At 63.0% G+C, this 21,963-nt stretch carries 14 protein-coding genes; 5 read left to right on the forward strand and 9 right to left on the reverse strand.

Annotated elements, in window-relative coordinates; genetic code table 11:
• Positions 1-215: 215 nt before the first annotated feature.
• Positions 216-2,360 (forward strand): TonB-dependent siderophore receptor, encoded by a 2,145-nt coding sequence (locus EOB80_RS16680; RefSeq protein WP_127328633.1) that lies wholly within the window; start codon positions 216-218, stop codon positions 2,358-2,360.
• An 84-nt stretch (positions 2,361-2,444) separates the two neighbouring features.
• Here the strand turns inward: EOB80_RS16680 and EOB80_RS16685 are convergent, their stop codons facing one another.
• A complete protein-coding gene (locus EOB80_RS16685; RefSeq protein ID WP_127328634.1) occupies positions 2,445-7,235 on the reverse strand; it encodes an NAD-glutamate dehydrogenase in 4,791 nt (1,596 codons plus the stop codon).
• A gap of 136 nt (positions 7,236-7,371) precedes the next feature.
• Here EOB80_RS16685 and EOB80_RS16690 point away from each other — a divergent pair, with 136 nt between their 5' ends.
• Complete coding sequence (locus EOB80_RS16690; RefSeq protein ID WP_127328635.1) at positions 7,372-7,935, forward strand: peroxidase-related enzyme; 564 nt, start codon at positions 7,372-7,374, stop codon at positions 7,933-7,935.
• Positions 7,936-8,083: 148 nt separating this feature from the next.
• On the opposite strand, the gene EOB80_RS16695 is transcribed toward EOB80_RS16690, so the two are convergent.
• Positions 8,084-8,695 (reverse strand): LysE family translocator, encoded by a 612-nt coding sequence (locus EOB80_RS16695; RefSeq protein WP_127328636.1) that lies wholly within the window; start codon positions 8,693-8,695, stop codon positions 8,084-8,086.
• A gap of 394 nt (positions 8,696-9,089) precedes the next feature.
• On the opposite strand from EOB80_RS16695, the gene EOB80_RS16700 reads away from it, so the two are divergent.
• Positions 9,090-9,716, forward strand: coding sequence for a DUF1062 domain-containing protein (locus EOB80_RS16700; RefSeq protein WP_127328637.1), 627 nt, complete (start codon positions 9,090-9,092; stop codon positions 9,714-9,716).
• Positions 9,717-9,776: 60 nt separating this feature from the next.
• Here EOB80_RS16700 and typA read toward each other — a convergent pair whose 3' ends face one another.
• Positions 9,777-11,606 carry a translational GTPase TypA gene (gene typA / locus EOB80_RS16705; RefSeq protein WP_127328638.1) on the reverse strand — a complete coding sequence of 610 codons (1,830 nt, stop codon included), beginning with the start codon at positions 11,604-11,606 and terminating at the stop codon, positions 9,777-9,779.
• 197 nt (positions 11,607-11,803) lie between these two features.
• Between typA and EOB80_RS16710 the strand changes: the two genes are divergently transcribed.
• Positions 11,804-12,085, forward strand: a complete 282-nt coding sequence (locus EOB80_RS16710; RefSeq protein WP_245466367.1) for a hypothetical protein — start codon at positions 11,804-11,806, stop codon at positions 12,083-12,085.
• Between the two features lie 91 nt (positions 12,086-12,176).
• On the opposite strand, the gene EOB80_RS16715 is transcribed toward EOB80_RS16710, so the two are convergent.
• The 5 genes from EOB80_RS16715 to EOB80_RS16740 all read right to left on the reverse strand — a co-directional run bounded on the left by EOB80_RS16715 (position 12,177) and on the right by EOB80_RS16740 (position 17,341).
• A complete protein-coding gene (locus EOB80_RS16715; protein ID WP_127328640.1) occupies positions 12,177-13,751 on the reverse strand; it encodes an alkaline phosphatase in 1,575 nt (524 codons plus the stop codon).
• Positions 13,752-14,019: 268 nt separating this feature from the next.
• On the reverse strand, positions 14,020-14,751 hold the full coding sequence (gene msrA / locus EOB80_RS16720) for a peptide-methionine (S)-S-oxide reductase MsrA (RefSeq protein ID WP_127328641.1): 732 nt from the start codon (positions 14,749-14,751) through the stop codon (positions 14,020-14,022).
• A gap of 317 nt (positions 14,752-15,068) precedes the next feature.
• The gene (locus EOB80_RS16730) at positions 15,069-15,347 is read right to left on the reverse strand and encodes a hypothetical protein (RefSeq protein ID WP_127328642.1); all 279 of its coding nucleotides are present in this window, start codon (positions 15,345-15,347) and stop codon (positions 15,069-15,071) included.
• A gap of 101 nt (positions 15,348-15,448) precedes the next feature.
• Complete coding sequence (locus EOB80_RS16735; RefSeq protein WP_127328643.1) at positions 15,449-16,141, reverse strand: DUF1223 domain-containing protein; 693 nt, start codon at positions 16,139-16,141, stop codon at positions 15,449-15,451.
• A 147-nt stretch (positions 16,142-16,288) separates the two neighbouring features.
• On the reverse strand, positions 16,289-17,341 hold the full coding sequence (locus tag EOB80_RS16740; RefSeq protein ID WP_127319761.1) for a TadE/TadG family type IV pilus assembly protein: 1,053 nt from the start codon (positions 17,339-17,341) through the stop codon (positions 16,289-16,291).
• Between the two features lie 258 nt (positions 17,342-17,599).
• Here EOB80_RS16740 and lepA point away from each other — a divergent pair, with 258 nt between their 5' ends.
• The gene (lepA, locus tag EOB80_RS16745; protein ID WP_127328644.1) at positions 17,600-19,405 is read left to right on the forward strand and encodes a translation elongation factor 4; all 1,806 of its coding nucleotides are present in this window, start codon (positions 17,600-17,602) and stop codon (positions 19,403-19,405) included.
• 575 nt (positions 19,406-19,980) lie between these two features.
• Here lepA and EOB80_RS16750 read toward each other — a convergent pair.
• The gene (locus EOB80_RS16750) at positions 19,981-21,621 is read right to left on the reverse strand and encodes an ABC transporter substrate-binding protein (RefSeq protein ID WP_127328645.1); all 1,641 of its coding nucleotides are present in this window, start codon (positions 21,619-21,621) and stop codon (positions 19,981-19,983) included.
• Between the last annotated feature and the right edge of the window lie 342 nt (positions 21,622-21,963).

Consider the following 21,963-nt stretch of genomic DNA (forward strand, 5'->3'; position numbering starts at 1 on the left):
GCGACGCGCGACCAAGCCCTATTTTTTCTCGTGGGGGAAGTCGGACCGAAGGTCAGGCGCCGTCCTCCACCCCCTGCTTCGCGGCGATTGCCGCCGGCGCGAATTTCTTGATTATTTAAGTTGACTCTTTTTATCCAGTTTGACTAATTGCGCTCGCGCAGGGCCGGAAAGTCGCCGGTCGAACGGCTCGATATTGGTCTGACAGGGAATAAGAGATGACGATTGGTCGACAGGCATTGTCGCGCACTCAGGCAAGGCGATTGATTGCGAGCAGTGCCTTGATAGCGGCATCTTTTGGAGTGGTGGGGGCCGGCCGGGCCGAGGTGGTTTCGCCGGACGATGCAACTCAACTGGAAACCATCGTCGTCACCGGCAAGTCGGACCGCCTTGTCGGGCCCGATCAAACGATCGTCGCCGAGGATACGGCGACCGGCACCAAGACCGACACGCCCATCGTCGACGTTCCCGCCTCGGTTTCAGTGGTAACCCAGAAGGAACTGGAGGCACGCCATGTCGAAAGCCTCCAGCAGGCCGTGGCCTACACATCCAGCGTCCTCACCGACGAGTTCGGCAACGATGACCGATACGACTATATTCGTATCCGCGGTTTCGACCAGACATCGCTCGGCACTTATCGCGATGGTCTCACGGCGCGCATCCCCGCTTGGTTCACGGCCAGCCGTCTCGAGCCTTACGGACTTCAGCGCGTGGAGGTCCTGAAGGGATCGACATCGACGCTTTTTGGTCTCAACGGCCCTGGCGGACTGGTCAATGCCATCACCAAGCGGCCGCTGGACCAGAAGCAGGGGGAGATTTACACGTCCTATGGCGACGGTACCAAGGAGATTGGCGTTGATTTTGGCGGGCCGATCGACCCCGATGGCGTGTGGACCTATCGGCTCACCGGGCTGGCCAAGGATGGCGATCAAGGATGGGATTATTCCAACGACGATCGGCTTTACATCGCGCCCGCGTTGACCATCAAGCCCGAGGAAGGAACGTCGCTCACGATCCTGACTGACTATTACAAGCGAGATGGCACAGGCGCACGCGGCACCCCGGCTGGCGGCAATATCGACATCGGCACATTCCTGGGCGAGCCGGATTTCAACCGCTTCAACACGGAGCAGGTCGATCTCGGCTACCAGTTCGAGCACGAGTTCAACGAGAACCTCACCTTCCGCTCCAATGCCCGCTACACGCATTTGAGCCTCGGCTACGCCGAGGTCTACGGCGCGTCGCTTGACCCCACGGCGGACCGCACGGCATTTTCCGTCGATGGCCTGTCCAACCGCTATGCCTTCGACAATCAGTTGCAATACGATACGGGCTGGGACGGGATCGGCAGCAAGACGCTTGTCGGCGTCGACTACGCCAACGACAACACCCGTGAAAACATCCTCTTCGGCACCGCCGGTCCCATCGACATCGACAATCCGACCTATTGCGGTCTGTCCTGCATCAATCTCGGCCCCTACGTGAACTGGCGGGTCAAGCAACAGGCGGTCGGTGTCTATGCCCAGGAGCAATTGACGTTTGACGACCGCTGGATCGTCACCTTGGGCGGGCGCTGGGACCGCGTGCATACGACGGCGGACTATCCCGACTCGGGAACGCAGGACGACGACACGGCGTCCGCCTTCACCAAGCGCGCCGGCCTGACCTACAAATTCACTCCGAACCTCGCGGTCTACGCCAACTATTCGGAAAGCTTCCAGCCGCTCGTGGCGCCAAGCGCCAATGGATATGCGGTCTCGGGTTCGCTGAAGCCTCAAGAGGGCAGGCAGTATGAGGCAGGCATCAAGTACAAGCCCGACGGCTTCGACGGCCTGTTCACGGCCGCGGTCTTCGACCTTACCCAAACCAATGTTCCGACCTATGTCACGCCTGTTGTCCAGCAGCAGATTGGCAAGGTTGGCGTCCGCGGCATCGAACTCGAGGGCAAGGCCGCCATTGCGGAAAACCTGAACCTGACACTTGCCTATTCCTACTGGGATGCCGAGATCCTGGAAGACGGTATTGGAGGAAATGCCGGCAATCGGCCGCAGCGTGTCCCTCGCCACCTGGCTTCGGCCTGGGTTGATTATACGCTACCCGAGGAGGGACGGCGTGGCGACCTGACCATCGGCGGAGGCGTGCGCTATATCGGACAAACCTACGGGGATGACGCGAACACGACTTCGATTGGCGGCTACGCACTGGTGGATGCGGCGATCAGCTACAAGATGACCAAGGACGTGACGTTGGCCCTGAACGCAACGAACCTGTTCGACCGGAAGTATTTGACAACCAGCTATTACGGAACCGAATTTTACGGCGACCGGCTGAAGATCGTCGGCACGCTCAAACATTCCTGGTGAGCTTGTAGAACGCTGGTTTCGAAGCGGATGGCATTCGAAAAGAGCCACACGCATCCGGTGATGCGTGTGGTGATCGTCGGCGGTTCACATCCCCGTCAGATCGCTCATCAGCCCCGACGCCACCGACAGCCGCGACACGGTGATGTCGCCGCCCTCGGTCAGCGCCTGCAGCCGCTCGCGGATGCGGGCCACCCGCTCGCCACCGGCGTCCAGCCAGGCCGCCACCGGGTCCGCCGTCCCGGCGTGGCCGGTGAGTGCCGCCACCGCGATGCCGCGCCGTGCCGCGCCGATCGTGTCGGTGGCGCGCGACAGTGCCAGCTGATCATAGTAGTCCGAAGGCGTGATCGAGCGTGCGGCGTCCTCGACACGCGGGATGCGGAAGGCATCGCTGACGGCGAAGAACGCCTTGGCCGCGGCGACGATATCGGCGCCGGCGGTGCGCGCCGTCAGCGCGATGTCGGGGATAAGTTCCGCCACCTCGCTCAGCGCCAGTTGCCCGGCCAGCCCTTCCGGCGCGCCGCTCTTGAACAGCCCGTGCCGCTTCTCCTCGATACGCTCGCGCGAGAAAGCCGGCAGCAGCGAAACGAGCTTGGGTTCCAGCGCCTTGCGTGCTTCCTGCAGCTCGGCGATGCTCTGGCCGAGGGGTGCCGTGCCGGCATCGTTCTTGAGATACCAGCCGCTGGTCACGTAAATCAGCCGGCTGACCATCTGATAGAGATCGAGTTGCACCTGGCCGTCGATCTGGTTGTCGAGCGCATCGATCTCGCGATAGAGCGCCGGCAGCGCAAAACCGTCGCGCACCATCGCGAAGGTCCGCACCACGTCGGCGGCGGTGCGCCCCGTGGCTTCCTGCAGCCGGTTGACGAAGGATGGGCCGCCGCGATTGACCAGATCGTTGGCGACGACCCGCGTGATGATCTCGCGGCGCAGCCGGTGGCCATGGATCTCAGTGGCGTATTTCTTCGCCATCCGGTCGGGAAAATAGCCCATCAGATCGCGATCGAAATGCGCGTCATCCGGCACGTCGCTGGCGACGATGTCGGAAAACAGCACGATCTTGGCATAGGCTAGCAGCACGCCAAGTTCGGCTCTCGTCAGCGGTTCGCCGCGCGCTTCGCGCTCGGCAAGCGCTGCCGGCGACGGCAGCGTCTCCACAGTGCGGTCGAGCAGGCCGCGCGCCTCCAGCGCCGTCATGAAACGGCTCTGATGCGCGATGTCGGCGAGGCCGCGCTTGCGGGCGATCGAAAGCGCCAGCGTCTGCTGGTAGTTGTTGGACAGCACCAGCGAGCCGACCTCGTCGGTCATCTCGGCCAGCAGCTTGTTGCGTGCCGGGCGCGTCAACGATCCCTTGCGCATGGCGGATGCCAACGCGATCTTGATGTTGACCTCGACGTCGGAACAGTTGACGCCGCCCGAATTGTCGATGGCGTCGGAATTGCAGCGGCCGCCATTCAGGCCGAACTCGATCCGCGCCCGCTGCGTGACGCCGAGATTGGCGCCCTCGCCGATCACTTTCGCCCGGACATCGAGCGCGGTGATGCGAATGGCATCGTTGGCGCGGTCGCCGACCTCGGCATTGGTCTCTGTCGATGATCGCAAATAGGTGCCGATGCCGCCGAACCACAGGAGATCGACCGGTGCCTTGAGGATGGCGGTCATGATCTCGACCGGCGTGGCGGTGGTCTTTGCCAGGCCGATCGCCGCCGCGGCTGCTGCCGGCAAGGTGATCGATTTCTGGTTGCGCGAGACGATGATGCCGCCTTCCGACAGTTTCGTCTTATCATAGTCCTGCCAGCTCGAACGCGGCAGCGCGAACATGCGCTCGCGCTCGGCCATCGAGGCTGCCATGTCGGGATCGGGGTCGATGAAGATGTCGCGATGGTCGAAGGCGGCGATCAGCCGGGTTTTCGGCGACAAAAGCATGCCGTTGCCGAACACGTCGCCCGACATGTCGCCAACCCCGACGACCGTGAAGGACGAGGTCTGGATATCGCGGTTGATCTCGCGGAAATGCCGCTTGACCGCTTCCCAGGCGCCCTTGGCGGTGATGCCCATCTTTTTGTGGTCATAGCCGGCCGAGCCGCCGCTGGCGAAGGCGTCGTCGAGCCAGAAGCCGTGCTTCTCCGAGATCGCGTTGGCGGTGTCGGAGAAGGTCGCCGTGCCCTTGTCGGCGGCAACGACGAAATACGGATCGTCCGGGTCGCGTCTGATGACGCCGGCCGGCGGGATGACACCGTCGAGACCGATATTGTCGGTGATCGACAGCAGGCTGGAGACGAAATTCTTGTAGGCCGAGGTGCCGGCCTCGAAGATCGCGTCGCGACCGGCGCTCATCGGCAGCTTCTTCGGATAGAAGCCGCCCTTGGCGCCAACCGGCACGATGACGGCATTCTTGACCTGCTGTGCCTTGACCAGGCCGAGCACCTCGGTGCGGTAGTCCTGGGCGCGGTCGGACCAGCGCAGGCCCCCGCGCGCCACCGGACCGAAGCGCAGATGCAGGCCTTCGACCTCGGAACCGTAGACGAAGATCTCTCGCCACGGCCGCGGCGCCGGCAAGCCCTCGACCGCGTGCGAATCGAGTTTGATCGCCAGCGACTGGCCTTTCTCTTTCGTATCGGCAACGAAATGATTGGTGCGCAACGAGGCTTCGATCAGATTGAGATAGCGCCGGATGATGGTGTCGTCATCGATGTTCGGCACATCCTCCAGCGCGTCCTTGATCTTGGCCTTGAGGTGCTTTGCGGCCACCACGCCTTCGGTCTCGGCCGTCGGGCCAAGCCGGGCGATGAACAGCGCATGCAGGCCCCGCGCTATGTCGGGATAACGATTGAGCGCGGCGGCGATGAAATCCTGGCTTTGCGGAATGCCCACCTGCTGCAGATAGCGGCCATAGGCGCGCAGGATGGTGATCTCGCCCGACCACAAGCCGGCGGTCTGGGCAAGGCCGTTATAGCCGTCATTGTCGACGTCGCCTCGCCAGACAGAGAGGAAAGCGTCCTCGAACAGCGCGCCGCCGTCAGTCAGGTCGATCGGCTTGCCGTAGCTGTTCTCCAACTCCATGTCATGGATGAAGACCAGGCCGGATTGTTCGTCGCCGACCTCGAAGGTGCGCTCGCTGATGACGCGGAAGCCGATGTTTTCCAGCACCGGCACCCGCCGCGACAGCGCCACCGGGCTGCCATGGTGATAGATTTTCAGCGCCGCCTGATGCGGTTTCTGCTCGGCATGACGATAATAATCGATGGCGATCGGATTGCCGGCGCTGATCTTGGCAATGCGCCTGGCATCGGCCAGCGCCACCGCCGCGCTGAACGAATCGCGGTAGCTTTCCGGCAGCCGCGCGGCAATCGCCTTCAAAGCCTGGTCGCCGCCACTGGCCTCGGCCGCATCGGAAAGGGCGTCCTCCCAGGTACGCACGATGTCGCGGATCGCCGCCTCTATCGTCGCTTGCTCGACCTTCGGCGTCTTGCCGCCGGAGCGGCCGATGATGAAGTGCACGCGCGCCAGCCCGCCCTCGGGAAAGGCCGGGTAGTAGGCCGACAGCCGGCCTTCGAATACGGTCTTCAGATACGAGCCGATCTTCTCGCGCACGACGCTGTCGTAACGGTCGCGCGGCACGAAGACGAGGATCGAGACGAAACGGTCGAACTGGTCGGCGCGCACCAGCGCCCGCACGCGTGGCCGCTCGACCAGGCCCAGAATGGCAGCGGCGTGCTTCCTCAGGATCGGCACCGGCACCTGGAACAATTCGTCGCGCGGATAGCTTTCCAGCACGTTGATCAGCGCCTTGCCGGAGTGATCGTGCCGGTCGAAGCCGGACTTGGCGATGATGGTTTCGGCCTTGGACCTGAGATACGGGATCTTCATCACCGAGCGCGTGTAGGCGGTCGAGGTGAACAGACCGACGATGCGCAATTCGCCCGCGAGCGTGCCCTTGGCGGTATAGGTCTTGACGCCGATATAGTCGAGATAGATGCGGCGGTGCACGGAAGACTTGGCATTGGCCTTGGTGACGATCAGCGGCTCCGGCCCATGCAGGAAGGCGCGGATCTCCGGCGTCGTCGTCACCGCTTCGGTGCCGCGCCTGAGCACCAGCACGTCGGGGTCGGACAGGATGCCGAGGCCGGGCTTTTCAGCGCGCTCCAGCGTACCGCTTTCTTCGCCGCCGGTGTATTTGAACTCGCGCATGCCAAGGAAGGTGAAATTGTCGTCGCGCAGCCACTCCAGGAAGGCGAGGGCCTCGGCAACGCTCTTCTTGTCGAGCGGCACGGCCGTATAGCGGAATTCCGAGATCGCTTGATCGAGGCGGGCCAGCATCGGCCTCCAGTCGTGAACGGCGGCATGAACCTGGCCAAGGATCTTGCGCAGCCGCTCGCTCAATCCGCTCGCCTGCTCGGATGTCAGCCGCGGGATGTGGACATGGATGACGCTAAGCCGGTCGTGGCTGCCATCGTCCTTGGCGAAATTGCCGTCGCCGAGGATTTCTTCCACGCCGCCCTTGCCGTGGCGCACCACGATAACCGGATGGGTGACCAGGGTCGGTTCGCCCGATGTCTCGGTGATCTCGCCGAGGATGGAATCGAACAGGAACGGCATGTTGTCGTTGACGACCGTGACAACCGTCATCGGGCGGCCGTCTCGCACAACGCCCGAATCGGCATCGACGGCGACGACGCACTCGCCTTTCCTGTGAGTGGCGACTGCCTGGCCGGCGAGATCGGCAGCCCGCTCCAGGTCGGCCACATCGTAGGGAGCAATGTCTTCAGCTGGCGCGCGGGCGAGCAGATAGTCTGCAAGCCTGGCCGGCCTTTCCTCCGCTTTAATCGCTGCCGTGGCTTTTTTCTTCGGCTTGCTCGCGGATTTCACGCTGGCCATGACGCACGTCCCTCCCGTCGAATGCTTTTACGAATATGGTAGCAGATGACCGCTGTTTGGCGACAAAGGTTTGACGGCTTGCCAAGAATTATCGGAATTTGGCGACAAGATGCCGCGCAACGAGGAGAAATGACCCATGACCGGCAAAATCAGCGCGCTTGATCTTGGCCAGGGAGAGCTGAGCGAGGCGACAAAAACCTATTTCGCCAAATGCGAGGAGAAGCTCGGCCTCGTCCCCAACGTGCTCAGGGCTTATGCCTTCGACGACAAGAAGCTGCGCGCCTTCACCGACATGTACAACGATTTGATGCTGGGTGAGTCCGGGCTAACCAAGCTGGAACGCGAGATGATCGCGGTCGCCGTCTCCTCGATCAATCATTGCTACTATTGCCTGACCGCGCACGGCGCGGCGGTGCGCCAGATCTCCGGCGACCCGCCGCTCGGCGAAATGATGGCGATGAATTTCCGCGCCGCCGATCTTTCGCCCAGGCAGGTGGCAATGCTCGAATTCGCCGTCAAGCTGACCGAAGAGCCGGCCAAGATCGTCGAGGCAGACCGGGCCGCGCTGCGTCAGGCCGGCTTCACCGACCGCGACATCTGGGACATCGCCTCGACCGCTGCCTTCTTCAACATGTCGAACCGGGTGGCCGCGGCAATCGACATGCGCCCGAACGACGAATACCACGCCATGGCACGGTGAATTTGCATTCTTCTCCCCGTTTACGGGAGAAGATGCCGGCAGGCAGATGAGGGGCGGCACCAAAATCCGTGAATCGAGGGCCGACGTTGCGCTGTCCTCACCCGACCCTTCGGGCCACCTTCTCCCCGTAAACGGGCCGAGGGGAAGATTAGCGAGCAGCAATCGCCGCCGCGGCGCCGGCCATCGTCGTCGCGCTGACGCGGTTGGCGATCTTCATGGCGCGTTTGCTCTTCAAAAGCTTGCGCGCCTGTGATGCGGCGAGCACCCAGCCGAGATCGATGGCGACCAGCACCACGGCCATGGTCGCCGTCAGCTCGACCCAGCCGACGATGCTGACCGAAGCGAGGTCGATGATGGTCGGCAGCAGCGCCAGGTAGAACATCATGATCTTGGGATTGCCAAGCGTCACCGCCATGCCGGCGAAGAACAGCTTTGCCGGAGAATCCTCGCGCGGCATCTCGCCCTCTTTTGCATCGACAGGCGCGGTCCACATTTTCCAGGCGAGGTAAGCGAGATAGGCGACGCCGACCCATTTCACCACGACGAAGGCGAAATGGAAGGTCTGCGCCACGACAGCCAGGCCGAACACCGCCAGCGACAGCCAGATGCCCTCGCCGATCCACATGGCGAGCAGGAACGGAAACACGTCGCGAAACCCTTTCGAGATGACGCGCGCGACAAGCGCCGCGATCGAGGGACCGGGCGAACCGGCGGCAACGAACAGAGCGGCGGCGAAAATCAGGAGCGAGGTGGCGTGCATAACCGGGGTCTCTGGTTGAAAACCTTCGATTTCGGATATTAGCGCAAGTGGCTCGGCTGCGGTAGCACCGACAAAAGACCCTTGTCGGTCCAGCATCTCGCGGTTAGAAAGGCCGCCGCGAAACAATTTTGAGCGTCACTTTGCCTACGTAGCCGCCGGTCTCGTCAACTCCCCCGACACACTGCATGACACCGCATTCGCGGTGTCTGTTTTCATTTCATGTGTTCTTCTGGGCGGCGGTTCGAGACCGGTTTGGCACTGCTGAACCGTTGTTGCGCGCTGCTGCCCGTGACATCCGATTTCCGATCATAGCAAGCGACCGCCACGCCGCGCCCGCATGGGCATCTCGACATCGCCGGCCTGATGAACTTCCCGACGGGAAGGGCTTATCGGCATGTCTGGACTTCAGCGTATCCATTGGACGATCGCACCCCAAACCCCACCTCGGCCGCTCATCAGCTGCAATCGTTGCGGCACTGTGAAGGCCTATTGCAGCAGCGGGAAATTCCGCGTCAACGCCAACGGCAAACGCATCGACGTGTGGCTGATCTATCGCTGCATCGACTGCGACAACTCCTGGAATTTCGGCATTTTCGAGCGCTGCAACCGCCGCGACATCGACCCGACGCTGCTGGCGGCGCTCGAACGCAACGATCCTGCACTCGCTCACCGTCATGCCTTCGATGTAATCGCGTTGCGCAACCGGATCGGGCGCGTCGAGGAGTTCTCCGATGTCAGCATTCACAAGCGCAGGCTCGGCGACACCGGGGAAGCCGCGACCGTGTTGGAGATCCAGCTTGGACTGGAAATGCCGACATCGCTGCGACTCGACCGGCTGCTCGCTGGCGAACTCGGCATTTCGCGATCACGGCTTCAGGCGCTGGAGGAGAGGCGGCTGCTCATCGTTGACCCGGATGGCGCAAAGGCCCTGCGCAAGCCTACCCGCGCGGGAATCGCGATCCGCATCGATCTGGCCGGCGAGGCCGATCGGCAGGCCATCATCTCGGCTGCCGGTGGATGAACGAAAAAGGGGCGGAACACTGGTTGCTCCGCCCCTATCGACTGTCGGAAAATAGAGAGCTTACGCCGCGCCGACCACCTTGGATGACTTCTCGAACCGCTTGCGCTCGTTCGGATCGAGATAGACCTTGCGCAGCCGAATGGTCTTCGGCGTCACTTCGACCAGTTCATCGTCCTGGATCCAGGCCAGGGCGCGTTCCAGCGTCATGCGGATCGGCGGCGTCAGCTTGACCGCCTCGTCCTTGCCGGCGGCACGGATGTTGGTCAGCTTCTTGCCCTTGAGCACGTTCACTTCAAGATCATTGTCGCGGCTATGGATGCCGATGATCATGCCCTGATACACCTTGACGCCCGGATCGATGACCATCGGGCCGCGATCTTCCAGGTTCCACATGGCGTAGGCGACCGATTCGCCCTGTTCGTTGGAAATCAGCACGCCATTGGTGCGGCCCGGCAGCTCACCCTTGTAGGGCTCATAGGCGTGGAAGAGCCGGTTCATCACGGCGGTGCCGCGCGTGTCGGTCAAAAGCTCCGACTGGTAGCCGATCAGGCCACGGGTCGGCGCGTGGAAGACGATGCGCTGGCGATTGCCGCCGGACGGGCGCAGTTCGACCATCTCGGCCTTGCGCTCGGACATCTTCTGCACGACGACGCCGGCATGCTCCTCATCGACGTCGATGACGACTTCTTCGACCGGCTCCAGCAATTCGCCGTTCTCGCCCTTCTGCATGACGACGCGCGGACGCGACACGGCGATTTCAAAGCCTTCGCGGCGCATCGTCTCGATCAGCACGGCCAGCTGCAATTCGCCGCGGCCGGAGACGAAGAACGAATCCTTGTCGGGCGATTCCTCGATCTTCAGCGCGACATTGCCTTCGGCTTCGCGCAGCAGGCGGTCGCGGATGACGCGGCTGGTCACCTTGTCGCCTTCGGTGCCGGCCAGCGGACTGTCGTTGACCAGGAACGACATCGTCACGGTGGGCGGATCGATCGGCTGCGCATGCAGCGGTTCGCTCACGCTCGGGTCGCAGAACGTGTCGGCGACGGTGCCCTTCGACAGGCCGGCAATGGCGACGATGTCGCCCGCCTGCGCTTCTTCGATCGGCTGGCGCTCGAGGCCGCGGAAGGCCAGGATCTTCGAAATACGGCCGGTTTCGATCTGGGTGCCGTCATGGTGCAGCACCTTGACCGGCTGGTTGGCCTTCAGCGTGCCGCTCTCGATACGGCCGGTGATGATGCGGCCGAGGAACGGATTGGCTTCCAGGATGGTGCCGATCATGCGGAACGGGCCGGGATGAACGGTCGGCTCCGGCACATGCTTGATGACGAGATCGAACAGCGGTCCCAGCTGCTGGTCCTTGGGTCCTTCCGGATTTTCCGAAACCCAGCCATCGCGGCCTGAACCGTACAGAATCGGGAAGTCGAGCTGCTCGTCGGTGGCGTCGAGCGCCGCGAAAAGGTCGAACACCTCGTTGACCACCTCGACGTGACGGGCGTCCGGACGGTCGATCTTGTTGATGACGACGATCGGCTTCAGGCCGACCTTAAGCGCCTTGCCGACGACGAACTTGGTTTGCGGCATCGGCCCTTCGGCTGCGTCGACCAGCACGATGGCTGAGTCCACCATCGACAGGATGCGTTCGACCTCGCCGCCAAAATCGGCGTGGCCGGGGGTGTCGACGATGTTGATGCGGGTATCCTTCCAGTCGACCGAAGTCGCCTTGGCCAGGATGGTGATGCCGCGTTCCTTTTCGAGGTCGTTGGAATCCATGGCGCGCTCGGCGACGCGCTGATTGTCTCGGAAGGAGCCGGACTGCTTCAAAAGCTGGTCGACCAGGGTGGTCTTTCCATGGTCGACGTGCGCGATGATCGCGATATTACGGATTTTCATGTTCTGGTCTCGGAAGCGTTGCAGGCAGCAGGCCAAAAGGCGCTGCCTCTTTCGGTTGCGCGGCTCATACAGGGTTTTTCGCAGTTGCGAAAGAGGAGGAGCGTCACCAAATACTCATCAAATCTTAAGCATCTGCGTGTGAGATGATTTTGTTAACCAAGGCGGGAACCCTTTGGGGCCCGGGCAGTTCAAACGTCATGACCGATAAACTCAACCGATTCTGGCCGCTCATCGCGTCCGTTGCCTTCGCGGTCCTGCTGGCGGCCAACGCCGCGCAGTCGGCCGCGACGATGAAGGAATCACGGCCTGCCTTGCCGTCAGAGGCACAGTCGGCCGAGCAGATTTTCGCCGACGCACCAGACGGCGTCGACCCGATGGTGACCGGCCCGGTCAGCGCCGCCTTCAAGCAGCGGCAGGACGCCGCCAACTGCGACAGCGCCGTCTGGCCGAATATCCCCATGGTCTGCTACCCGGACTAGTCAGCGCTTCACCCCCCGCCCCGTCTCGCCAGCTTCGCTTTGCGAAGCCGCCGCCGACCTTCCCCACAAGGGGGAGGGTTGAGAAGTGCGCTTACGCCGACCGCACCGGGTCGAGCGTCACCTTGTAGAGTTCGTTGTCGTCGCGATCCATCAGCCGCACCGTCATCTGCTCGCTGGCGCCTGAAATATCGACCAGCCCGAAGAATTGCAGACCGGCCGAGGGCGGCAGGTTCTGTCCCTGTTCGGCAGTCGGCGCCTTGATGAACTTCAACTCCGGACCGAACGTCATGTCGAAATCGTTGGGACCGAACGTGCCGGCATGGATCGGACCCGAGACGAATTCCCAGAACGGATTGAACTCCTGGAACTGCGCCTTGTCCGGGTTGTAATAATGCGCGGCCGTGTAATGCACATCTGCGGTGAGCCAGACGGTGTTGCTGATGCCGGCATTCTTTATGAAGCGCAGCAGGTCGGCGATCTCGAGCTCGCGTCCCTTGGCCGGGCCGTTGTCGCCGTTGGCGACCGCTTCGGCGCCAACCTTCTTGGTGCCGTCGTCCCAGACGACGAGGCCGAGCGGCATGTCGGCGGCGATGATTTTCCAGGTCGCCTTCGAATTCGCCAGTTCGCGCTTCAGCCATTTCGTCTGCTGCTCGCCGAGCATACGCGATTGCGGCGTCATCTCATCCTGCATGTCGGGACCATTGGGGCCGCGATAGGAGCGCATGTCGAGGAAGAACACGTCGAGCAGCGGCCCATAAGCGATCTTGCGATAGACGCGGCCGGGCTCGGACGGTTCGTAGCGGATCGTCGTCATCTCGTGGAAAGCCCGCGCCGCGCGGGCCGCCAGCACGTGGATGGATTTTTCCGTGTAGCGGCTGTCGGCGCTGAGATCCTTGGAATCCGACCAGTTGTTCAGCACTTCATGGTCGTCCCACTGGTAGAAAGTCGGGCAGATGGCGCTCAGGCCGAGCACGCTCCTGTCCATCATGTTGTATTTCCACTGGTCCCGGTACTCGTCCAGCGTCTCGGCGACTTTGCGCTTGCCGTCGATCAGCACGACGTTCTTCCACTTGCCGCCGCCGGGCAGGTCGACCTCGTCCTTCATGGCGCCGTCGGCATAGATGGTATCGCCCGAATGCAGGAAGAAGTCAGGCGTGTGCTTGCCGATCGTGGCGTAGGTCTTCATGCCGGTCTCGTCGATGCCCCAGCCCTGGCCGGCGGTGTCGCCGGACCAGGCAAAGCGGATGTCGCGCTTCGAGGCTGGCGCCGTCCTGAAACGGCCGGTGATCGGCTCCGAAACGGCGTTGATGTCGGCGAGATCGGCCGATGTCATGCGGTAGAAGATATCCTGATCGGAAGCGAGGTCGGTGAGCAGCCGCTTGACCGTGTAATCGCTGGCCGGCGACGTATCGAGCGGCGCCAGGCGGGTCGCACTGGCGAAATTCTCCGTCGACGACACCTCGAACATGACGCGCGACGGTCGGTCGGTGCGCGTCCACACCACGCCGCTGGTGGCGTCGACATCTCCCGACTGGACGCCATGGGTGAAGGAAGGCCGCTGATTGGCGCGCGAGTAGTAGGGCAGCGCCAGACCCGAAACGCCGGCCAGGCCAACGGCGCTGGCGGAAGTGACAAAAGCGCGGCGGGTCATCGAAAGCTTGTTCACGGCTGTCTCCTGGATGGCTTGAACGGTGCCACCAAAATCCAGCGTCAATGTTTCAGGCGCATCTCGGGATGATGAAGTTTTGATAACAATGAACAGGGTAATCTCCCCCCTCGAGGGGGAGATGTCGCCAGAGGCGACAGAGGGGGTCGCCGCGCGTGGAGCGCTAACCTCCTTCTATCGCAAGAGGCCGAGCCCAGTCGGACCGACCCCCCTCTGGCCGCTTCGCGGCCATCTCCCCCTCAAGGGGGGGAGATTAACAGCGCTCAGCTCAATTGCTCGCCGACAGCACCAGCACCGGCTTGTCGCTGTAGAGCGCCGGGAACAGTGCCTTCAAATTCGCCACCTTGGGCAGGTCGTTGTAGACGATGTAGGGATAGGTCGGGTTCAGCGTCAGAAAATCCTGATGGTAATTCTCGGCCGGATAGAAGGTCTTGCCGGTTTCCAGCGTGGTGACGATCGGCTCCGGGAACACCTTGGCCTGGTCGAGCTGGGCGATGTAGCTTTGCGCGATCTTCTTCTGTGCATCGTTTTCGGCGAAGATCGTCGAGCGGTATTGCGTGCCGGAGTCCGGACCCTGGAAATTCAGCTGGGTCGGGTTGTGGGCGACCGAGAAATAGACCTGCAGCAGCTGGCCATAGGTGATTTTCGATGGATCGTAGGTGATCTCGACGGATTCGGCATGCCCGGTGCGGCCTGAGCCGACCGTCTCGTAGACGGCGGTGTCCTTGTCGCCGCCGGAGTAGCCGGAGACGGCCTTGGTGACGCCCTTGACGTGCTGGAAGACGCCCTGCACGCCCCAGAAACAACCGCCGGCGAAGATCGCCTTTTCAGTGCCGGTGGCCGCCTTCTCGTCGATTGCCGGCGGCGGGATCTTCACCGCGTCCTCAGCCGAAACCGCCGGCGTCAGCCAGAAGGCGGCGCCAGCGGCGGCAAGTGCAAGCGCGGCGAGGGCGCCTTTGACAAAGCCGAGCGAACGGTTTGAAATCTTGATGTTGGTCATGGTTGCACTCCTCGTGGCTTCCATAGGGATCAGTCTATTGCATTAAACAGTGCGGCGCGACGCACATTCGCGTGCGCCGAATGCGGAATCTTACCGTCAGCGCTGCCCCTCACTGTCCTGCCGGACATCTCTCCCCGTAAACGGGGAGAGAGCGACTGGCCGCGACGCTGGCGTTTCTACCTGCAACACCGATGATTGGCGAAACCGTCGATGAGCGACCCTCTCCCCGTCACTATACGGGGAGAGGATGCCGGCGGGCAGGTGAGGGGCAGCGCCAAGGGCCGCCCTTGTGAATGAACGGCTGAGACACGGCAGAACTAGTTGGCCGGAGCCATCGCATCCGTCGCCGGTTTCATCGCATCCGCCGCCGGCTTCATGGCGTCGGCGGCCGGCTTCATGGAATTGGTTTCCATCGGATCGGCCGGCTTCATTGCATCGTTTGCAGGCTTCATCGCATCCGCGGCCGGTTTCATGGCATTTGCAGCCGGCTTCATCGCGTTGGTCGCGTCGTCGGCACGGGCGATGCCGCCGGCAAACAGCGCCGTCGAGCACAAAGCGAGAGCGAGCGCCGGCAGCGTCAGGCGGGAAATGGTCATGATGATCTCCTTGGGTTGGTCGTGAAGGCGCGCCCTCTTGGCGGCCGTGCTATGCGGCGCCGCTCCATGCGGCGTTGCGCAATCTCTTGTTGAAGCGTGATCTAGTTTGTCGCGGCGGCCAGGATCGGTCCGCCACCGGGCGACTGCACGAGCACGGCGGTGCTCAGGCCGCCGGATGTGGCGGGCAGCGGATACGTCGCGGCCGCGCCGGTCCAGCCGCCGAGTTTTTCGAGCGCATGCACGACATTGGCGTGCGGCAAGGTGCGGCCGGTGTTTTCGCCGCGCGACACCGGCACCTCGACGATGCCCTTGGCATAGCGCACCAGCCAGACATCGGCGTGGCCGCCAGGTGCGGCGCCGGCGCCGATGCTGACCTTGGCGCCATCGAGCGACAGCGACGGGCCGCTTGTTTGGCCGCTCGCCGAAATCAGCTTTTCGATCTCGCCGGGCGCGGCGCCGACGACGTCGGCACGGCCATTGACCACCACTTGCGGCGTGAACGGGCCGTCATGGCCGAGCGGCGGCTCGTAGCTGACCTGGCGCTGGGTGAATTCCTGCTTTCCGAAAATGTCCTTCCAGCCGAGATAGTCCCAGTAGGTGACGTTGAACGACAGCGCCAGCACGCCGGGCTGGTCCTTGACCTTGATCAGATTGGCGTTGGCAGGCGGGCAGGACGAGCAGCCCTGGCTGGTGAACAGCTCGACCACGCTGAGCGGCTGCGCGGCCGCCGCCCCGAGCGACGCCGCCAGCGCAAGCGCTGAGAGGCTGGACACTGTGACGAACTTGCGGGACATCGGCTTGCTCCGTGGGCGGCGGCGCCTGGAAGCACCGCTGATATCCCCACTTCGCCGCTGTCGGCGCCTTCGTTACAGCGCTCACAGGTTTGTGATCGCTAGCGTTCTTCCTTCTCCCACAAGGGAAGAAGGCAAGAAGAGCAGCTTCTACTGCGTCAGCCGCGTGTTGTTGGGCCGCTTGTTGAAGTCGCACTTGCCGGTGACGTTGTAGAAGAAGTCGGCGTTGCTGACGGGCGCCGGGACCTTGTTGCCGCCGTCTTCCCAGGCCTGGTAGGCTGTCGAGCCACAAGGAACGAGGCCAAAGATATCAACGATCTGGCCGGTCGCCATTTCGGCCGGGGGGATGTCCTTGCTTGTCGAGCTATAGAGCCGGTTGGACGTGGCCGGATCGTTCGAATAGAGGTTTTGCGGATTGCCAGATGGGACGTTCATCTGCAGATATAGGCCAGCCATCTGGCTGACGTCGATTGAGGCACCGGCGGTGTTGCCGGCAGCCATCGTGTCGACACAGTAATATTTCGTGCCAAACTGGTCTGTGTTGAGCGTCACCCCGTCAGGCGCCTTTTTGCCGACCTTGCAAACCTGCGTCTGGGCCACCGTGGCGACGCCCAGACTGTCGATCTTGCTGACGGTGGTGGTGCCGTACCCTTTGGGATCCGTGCCGCCGCCGTATTTGTAATCGATCGTCATCAGAGGCTTGCCCTCTTTCGCACCGAACATCGTGCCGTAGAGCGTCATTGTCTTGTTCCAGTAGCCCGACACGCCGGTGACCTTGAAGGTCGCCTCCACCAAAGCTGGCGCCTTGTTCACCGCCGACGTGACGCCGATCGCCACCGTGGGGATACTGGCGATCTGCATGAACACGGTCTTCATGGCGAAACTCGCCGAGGCCTGCGCGGTGGCGGTGCCGTTGGCGCTGACGTCGAAGCTGTTCAAGGTCGCGGTGCCCTGTCCGCCGTTTTCTCTGTAGGTATCCTGGAGCACCACCTGGCGCTGCGGCTTCGTCGAGGCCGTGTCCATCGTGGTGATCGACAGGATCGCGGCGTCGAGTGCCGCCTGCTCGGTCGACCTGGTCTGAACCCCGGAGGTGTAGTCGACGGAAAAGCCGATCGCGGTGATCAGCGGTATCATGGCGAGAACAAGTATCGGTGCGAACGAGCCGCTCCGCGACTCGATAAAACTACCTGCAAGCCCCCGCATGCCTTCGTCCTTACATGAGATATTTCCCCCCGCTAACATGCCGATCGCAAATTATGCTCTAACAGGCGTGGTTAAAATTTATCGATTTTTCGAGCAATCCGGGGGAAAAGGCGACAAGCGCCCGCACCGCTTGCCCGGCAGCGGCCTGCTCTGCTTTCGCGGCAGCGGCTGTACGGCTTGCCAGGCAACGGGCCGCACCAGATGTGCGGCGGCAGCCTGCCGCTTGCTCGGGCAAGCCACCCCTGCTAAACGCGCGCCATGAGCACGCCCCTCGACCACATCCGCAATTTCTCCATCGTCGCCCATATCGACCATGGCAAATCCACGCTTGCCGACAGGCTGATCCAGCTGACCGGCGGACTGGAGCTGCGCGACATGAAGGAGCAGGTGCTGGACTCGATGGACATCGAGCGCGAGCGCGGCATCACCATCAAGGCGCAGACGGTGCGGCTGAAGTACCACGCCAACAATGGCGAGGACTATATCCTCAATTTGATCGACACCCCCGGCCACGTCGACTTCGCCTATGAAGTGTCGCGTTCGCTCGCCGCCTGCGAGGGTTCGCTGCTGGTCGTCGATGCCTCTCAAGGCGTCGAGGCGCAGACGCTGGCCAATGTCTACCAGGCCATCGACAACAATCACGAGATCGTCGTCGTGCTGAACAAGGTCGACCTGCCGGCCGCCGAGCCCGAGCGCATCCGCGAGCAGGTCGAGGAGGTGATCGGCATCGACGCCTCCAACGCCGTGCTGATCTCGGCCAAGACCGGTCTCGGCATTCCCGACGTTCTGGAAGCCATCGTCCACCAATTGCCGCCGCCGCGCGAAGGCGACGCCACCGCACCCCTGAAGGCGATGCTGGTCGACAGCTGGTACGACGCCTATCTCGGCGTCATCGTGCTGGTGCGCGTCATCGACGGCGTTTTGAAAAAGGGCCAGACCATCCGCATGATGGGCACCGGCGCAAAACACCTGGTCGAGCGTACCGGCGTGTTCACGCCGGCCCGCATCAATGTCGACGAGCTCGGCCCTGGCGAATTCGGCTTCTTCACCGGCTCGATCAAGGAAGTGGCCGACACCCGCGTCGGCGACACCATCACCGAGGACAAGCGCACCACCGCCAAGGCGCTGCCCGGCTTCAAGCCGGCGCAGCCGGTGGTGTTCTGCGGCCTGTTCCCGGTCGACGCCGCCGATTTCGAGGATCTGCGCGCCGCGGTCGGCAAGCTGCGCCTCAACGACGCTTCCTTCTCTTATGAAATGGAAACCAGCGCGGCCCTCGGCTTCGGCTATCGCTGCGGCTTCCTCGGCCTGCTGCATCTCGAAATCATCCAGGAGCGGCTGGAGCGCGAGTTCAACCTCGACCTGATCGCCACCGCGCCATCCGTCGTCTACCGGCTGGCTCTGACCGACGGCTCGATGAAGGAACTGCACAACCCGGCCGACATGCCCGACGTGGTGAAGATTTCGGCGATCGAGGAGCCGTGGATCCGCGCCACCATTTTGACGCCGGACGACTATCTCGGCGGCATATTGAAACTCTGCCAGGACCGGCGCGGCATCCAGGCCGACCTGTCCTATGTCGGCAAGCGCGCCATGCTGATCTACGATCTGCCGCTCAACGAAGTCGTCTTCGATTTCTACGACCGGCTAAAGTCGATCTCCAAGGGCTACGCTTCTTTCGACTATCACCTGACCGACTACAAGGAAGGCGATCTGGTGAAGATGTCGATCCTGGTCAATGAGGAGCCGGTGGATGCTCTTTCCATGCTGGTGCACCGCACGGCGGCGGAAAAACGCGGAAGGCAGATGTGCGAGAAGCTGAAGGAGCTGATCCCGAACCATCTGTTCAAGATCCCGATCCAGGCCGCCATCGGCGGCAAGGTCATCGCCCGCGAAACCATCTCGGCGCTGCGCAAGGACGTCACCGCCAAATGCTACGGCGGCGACGTCTCGCGCAAACGCAAGCTGCTGGACAAGCAGAAAGAAGGCAAGAAGCGGATGAGGCAGTTCGGCAAGGTCGATATTCCGCAGGAAGCGTTTATCCAGGCGCTGAAGATGGGGGATTGAGAAGCCGGTTGGCGCGCGCGGCGCGCCAAGTCATCGATCCGGTGGATCGATGGCCTGCTTCGAAAGCGGGCCCCCGCCAGCGCGGCGTTGACGCTGCGCGGTGGAGATTAGCCGCCAACAGTGCAGAGTCAGGAATTCTTTGTATCCCGACCGTCCGGCTCTTTCGCGGTGAGGCTTTGTTCGCTTCCGTACCCAAACGTCCGGCCTGGTTGATCGGGCATCAGCGGGGCGGTAAAGAATCCGGGCGGCGGACCTAGGTTCGCCTATGGCCGGCGCGGGCTCAGGCAACTGCCTCACTGGCATTCGCGCCGGCCATTTTCCAGCCGCATCCGGATGCCGGAGATGATCGCAGCGATCCACCCACTAGCCCCGCACTTGAAGGGCGCTGACGCTTCTGACCTTCTCCCACTGCGGGAGAAGGTGGGATCGGCGCGCAGCGCCGAGACGGATGAGGGGTGCGTGACGGAGTGAGGCGGTGAGGGGTTCTGCTCTGGCGCCAACAGTAACCGTCCTGAGCCGTTCGAGGCTCGTAAAGCCAAGCAATTGGCTTTACGTCCGCTACCGCGGACCGCTTCTCACCCTTCAATCCAAACCTTCTCGAAATGCTGCTCCAGCGCCTGGTGCTGTTCGCAGCCTTCGACGCCTTTGCGGTACGTCCGGTAGACCGAGCGCCAGTAGGGTTGGATGATGATGCCTGAATCGCGCAAATTCTGCTCGATCTTGCCCATGATCTCCTTGCGCGCCTTGGCGTCCGGCGTCGCCAGCGCCTTGTCGAGCAGGGTGTCGAATTCGGGGTTGGCGTAGGCGCTTTCGTTCCAGGCCGCACCCGATTTGTAGGCCAGCGCCAGCACCTGGACGCCGAGTGGGCGGCCGAGCCATTCGGTGCAGGAGAAGGGGTATTTGCTCCAGTCGTTCCAGAAGGTGGCGGCGGGCAGCACGGTGCGCTTGATCTTCAGGCCGGCCTCGCGCATCTGCGCGCCGATGGCGTCGCCGGTGCTCTTTTGCCATTCGACATCGACGGAGATGAGCTCGAACTCGTGGTCGGCCTTGCCCGCCTCGGCAAGCAGCTTCTTCGACTGCTCCACGTCGCGCCTGGCCGGGCCGATATCGGCATATTCGGGGTGCATGGGGCCGACATGGTGGTTGTCGGCGGGCTTGCCGCGGCCGCCGAGGCCGAGCGCCAGCACGGCGGAATTGTCGACGGCGAGCTGGGCGGCGCGGCGCACCTTGACGTCGTCATAGGGCGCGTTGGCGACATTGAAGCGGGCGACGATGGTCGAGCCGGTGGCGATCTCGGAGTTCATCAGCCCCATCGTCTCGGTCTGCGAGACGGCGTCGGAAGCGGTTTCGTGGTCGGTGTCGATCTCGCCGGATTCGAAGGCCGACAGCATGGCGTTGGGGTCGGAGCCGTAATCGACCCATTTGATGCCGTCGAGGTGGAATTCGCCCTTCCACCACGGCTTATCGTTGCGCTTCACCTCGGCGCCGGTCTCGGCATCCCAGCTGACCAGCTCGCAGGGGCCGGTGGTGATGGCAAGCGCCTTCAGGGGATCGCCGTCGCCCTCATAGGAGCGGTGCATGATCAATGCCGGATAATCGGCCATGCCGGCGATCAGCGAAATGTCAGGCTTGGGCAGGTTGAGCTTGATGGTGAAGTCATCGACCCTGGCGATGCCGCCGTCGACGACCTTCTTGGTGTCGGCGTTGACCAGCGCGCCCATGCGCGCGGCGACCGAATTGCCCGGCACCGAGGCATCGCACCAGCGGGTGAGGTTGTGAATGACATCGTCGGCGTTGAAGGCATCGCCGTTCGACCAGGATATGCCCTTGCGCACATGCAGGGTCAGCGTCCTGGCGTCGTCGCTCGCCTCCCAGCTTTCGAGCAGCCAGGGCTCGAAGGAGAAGTCGGTGTTCCAGCGCACCAGATATTCGTTGCAGTGGCGGGCGACATTCGACATCTCCACGCCGTCGAAGGTGCGCGGGTCCTTGAAGCCCTTGACGTTCATGGCGACGCGCAGGACGCCGCCTTTCTTCGGTTCTGCCGCGCGGGCAGGGGTGGGGGCCAGCCCGCCCAGCGCAAACGCGCCGGCGGCACTGACGCCGAGGCCGGCCATCAGCGCCAGATATTCGCGGCGGTTGATGCCGCCGGTCCTGAAGTCCTCGGCGACGGGTTTGGCCTGCGGGTGCAGTTTGCGGTTGGTCAGCATGAATTTCATCGTCGTTCCCCTGTTGTTGATGCATGCCGCCCAAAAGTGCCCAGCGGTTTTGGGACAACGGCATGCACAGAAAAATCGCCCCGGCCGATCGACAGACGCGGGGGCGGACGCGACCGCCGGGGCGCCGTTGCCTGAGGGAATGATAGAGCGGGGTGACGCTGCGGAGTGTTCGGTTTTCCGCAGTGATTGTGCGGTGCTCCGCAGAGGGAGTCGGCAGTGCGCTTATGCTTTGCAGCCGCGCTGCGAGGAGATGCGCCAACGCCGCGGCGCCAATCTCCCTCCTTGAGGGGGAGATGGCCGGCAGGCCAGAGGGGGTCGGCACGACGGGACGCGACCTCCTGC

The sequence above is a fragment of the Mesorhizobium sp. M7A.F.Ca.MR.245.00.0.0 genome (assembly GCF_003997415.1).
Lineage (GTDB): Bacteria > Pseudomonadota > Alphaproteobacteria > Rhizobiales > Rhizobiaceae > Mesorhizobium.

What these genes read in the sequence shown, in the direction of transcription:
- EOB80_RS16730 (WP_127328642.1), bottom strand. Translation starts at nt 15,347, where the DNA reads ATGACCATTTCCCGCCTGACGCTGCCGGCGCTCGCTCTCGCTTTGTGC.
- EOB80_RS16735 (WP_127328643.1), bottom strand. Translation starts at nt 16,141, where the DNA reads ATGTCCCGCAAGTTCGTCACAGTGTCCAGCCTCTCAGCGCTTGCGCTG.
- EOB80_RS16690 (WP_127328635.1), top strand. Translation starts at nt 7,372, where the DNA reads ATGACCGGCAAAATCAGCGCGCTTGATCTTGGCCAGGGAGAGCTGAGC.
- EOB80_RS16680 (WP_127328633.1), top strand. Translation starts at nt 216, where the DNA reads ATGACGATTGGTCGACAGGCATTGTCGCGCACTCAGGCAAGGCGATTG.
- EOB80_RS16710 (WP_245466367.1), top strand. Translation starts at nt 11,804, where the DNA reads ATGACCGATAAACTCAACCGATTCTGGCCGCTCATCGCGTCCGTTGCC.
- msrA (WP_127328641.1), bottom strand. Translation starts at nt 14,751, where the DNA reads ATGACCAACATCAAGATTTCAAACCGTTCGCTCGGCTTTGTCAAAGGC.
- EOB80_RS16740 (WP_127319761.1), bottom strand. Translation starts at nt 17,341, where the DNA reads ATGCGGGGGCTTGCAGGTAGTTTTATCGAGTCGCGGAGCGGCTCGTTC.
- EOB80_RS16695 (WP_127328636.1), bottom strand. Translation starts at nt 8,695, where the DNA reads ATGCACGCCACCTCGCTCCTGATTTTCGCCGCCGCTCTGTTCGTTGCC.
- typA (WP_127328638.1), bottom strand. Translation starts at nt 11,606, where the DNA reads ATGAAAATCCGTAATATCGCGATCATCGCGCACGTCGACCATGGAAAG.
- EOB80_RS16685 (WP_127328634.1), bottom strand. Translation starts at nt 7,235, where the DNA reads ATGGCCAGCGTGAAATCCGCGAGCAAGCCGAAGAAAAAAGCCACGGCA.
- lepA (WP_127328644.1), top strand. Translation starts at nt 17,600, where the DNA reads ATGAGCACGCCCCTCGACCACATCCGCAATTTCTCCATCGTCGCCCAT.
- EOB80_RS16700 (WP_127328637.1), top strand. Translation starts at nt 9,090, where the DNA reads ATGTCTGGACTTCAGCGTATCCATTGGACGATCGCACCCCAAACCCCA.
- EOB80_RS16750 (WP_127328645.1), bottom strand. Translation starts at nt 21,621, where the DNA reads ATGAAATTCATGCTGACCAACCGCAAACTGCACCCGCAGGCCAAACCC.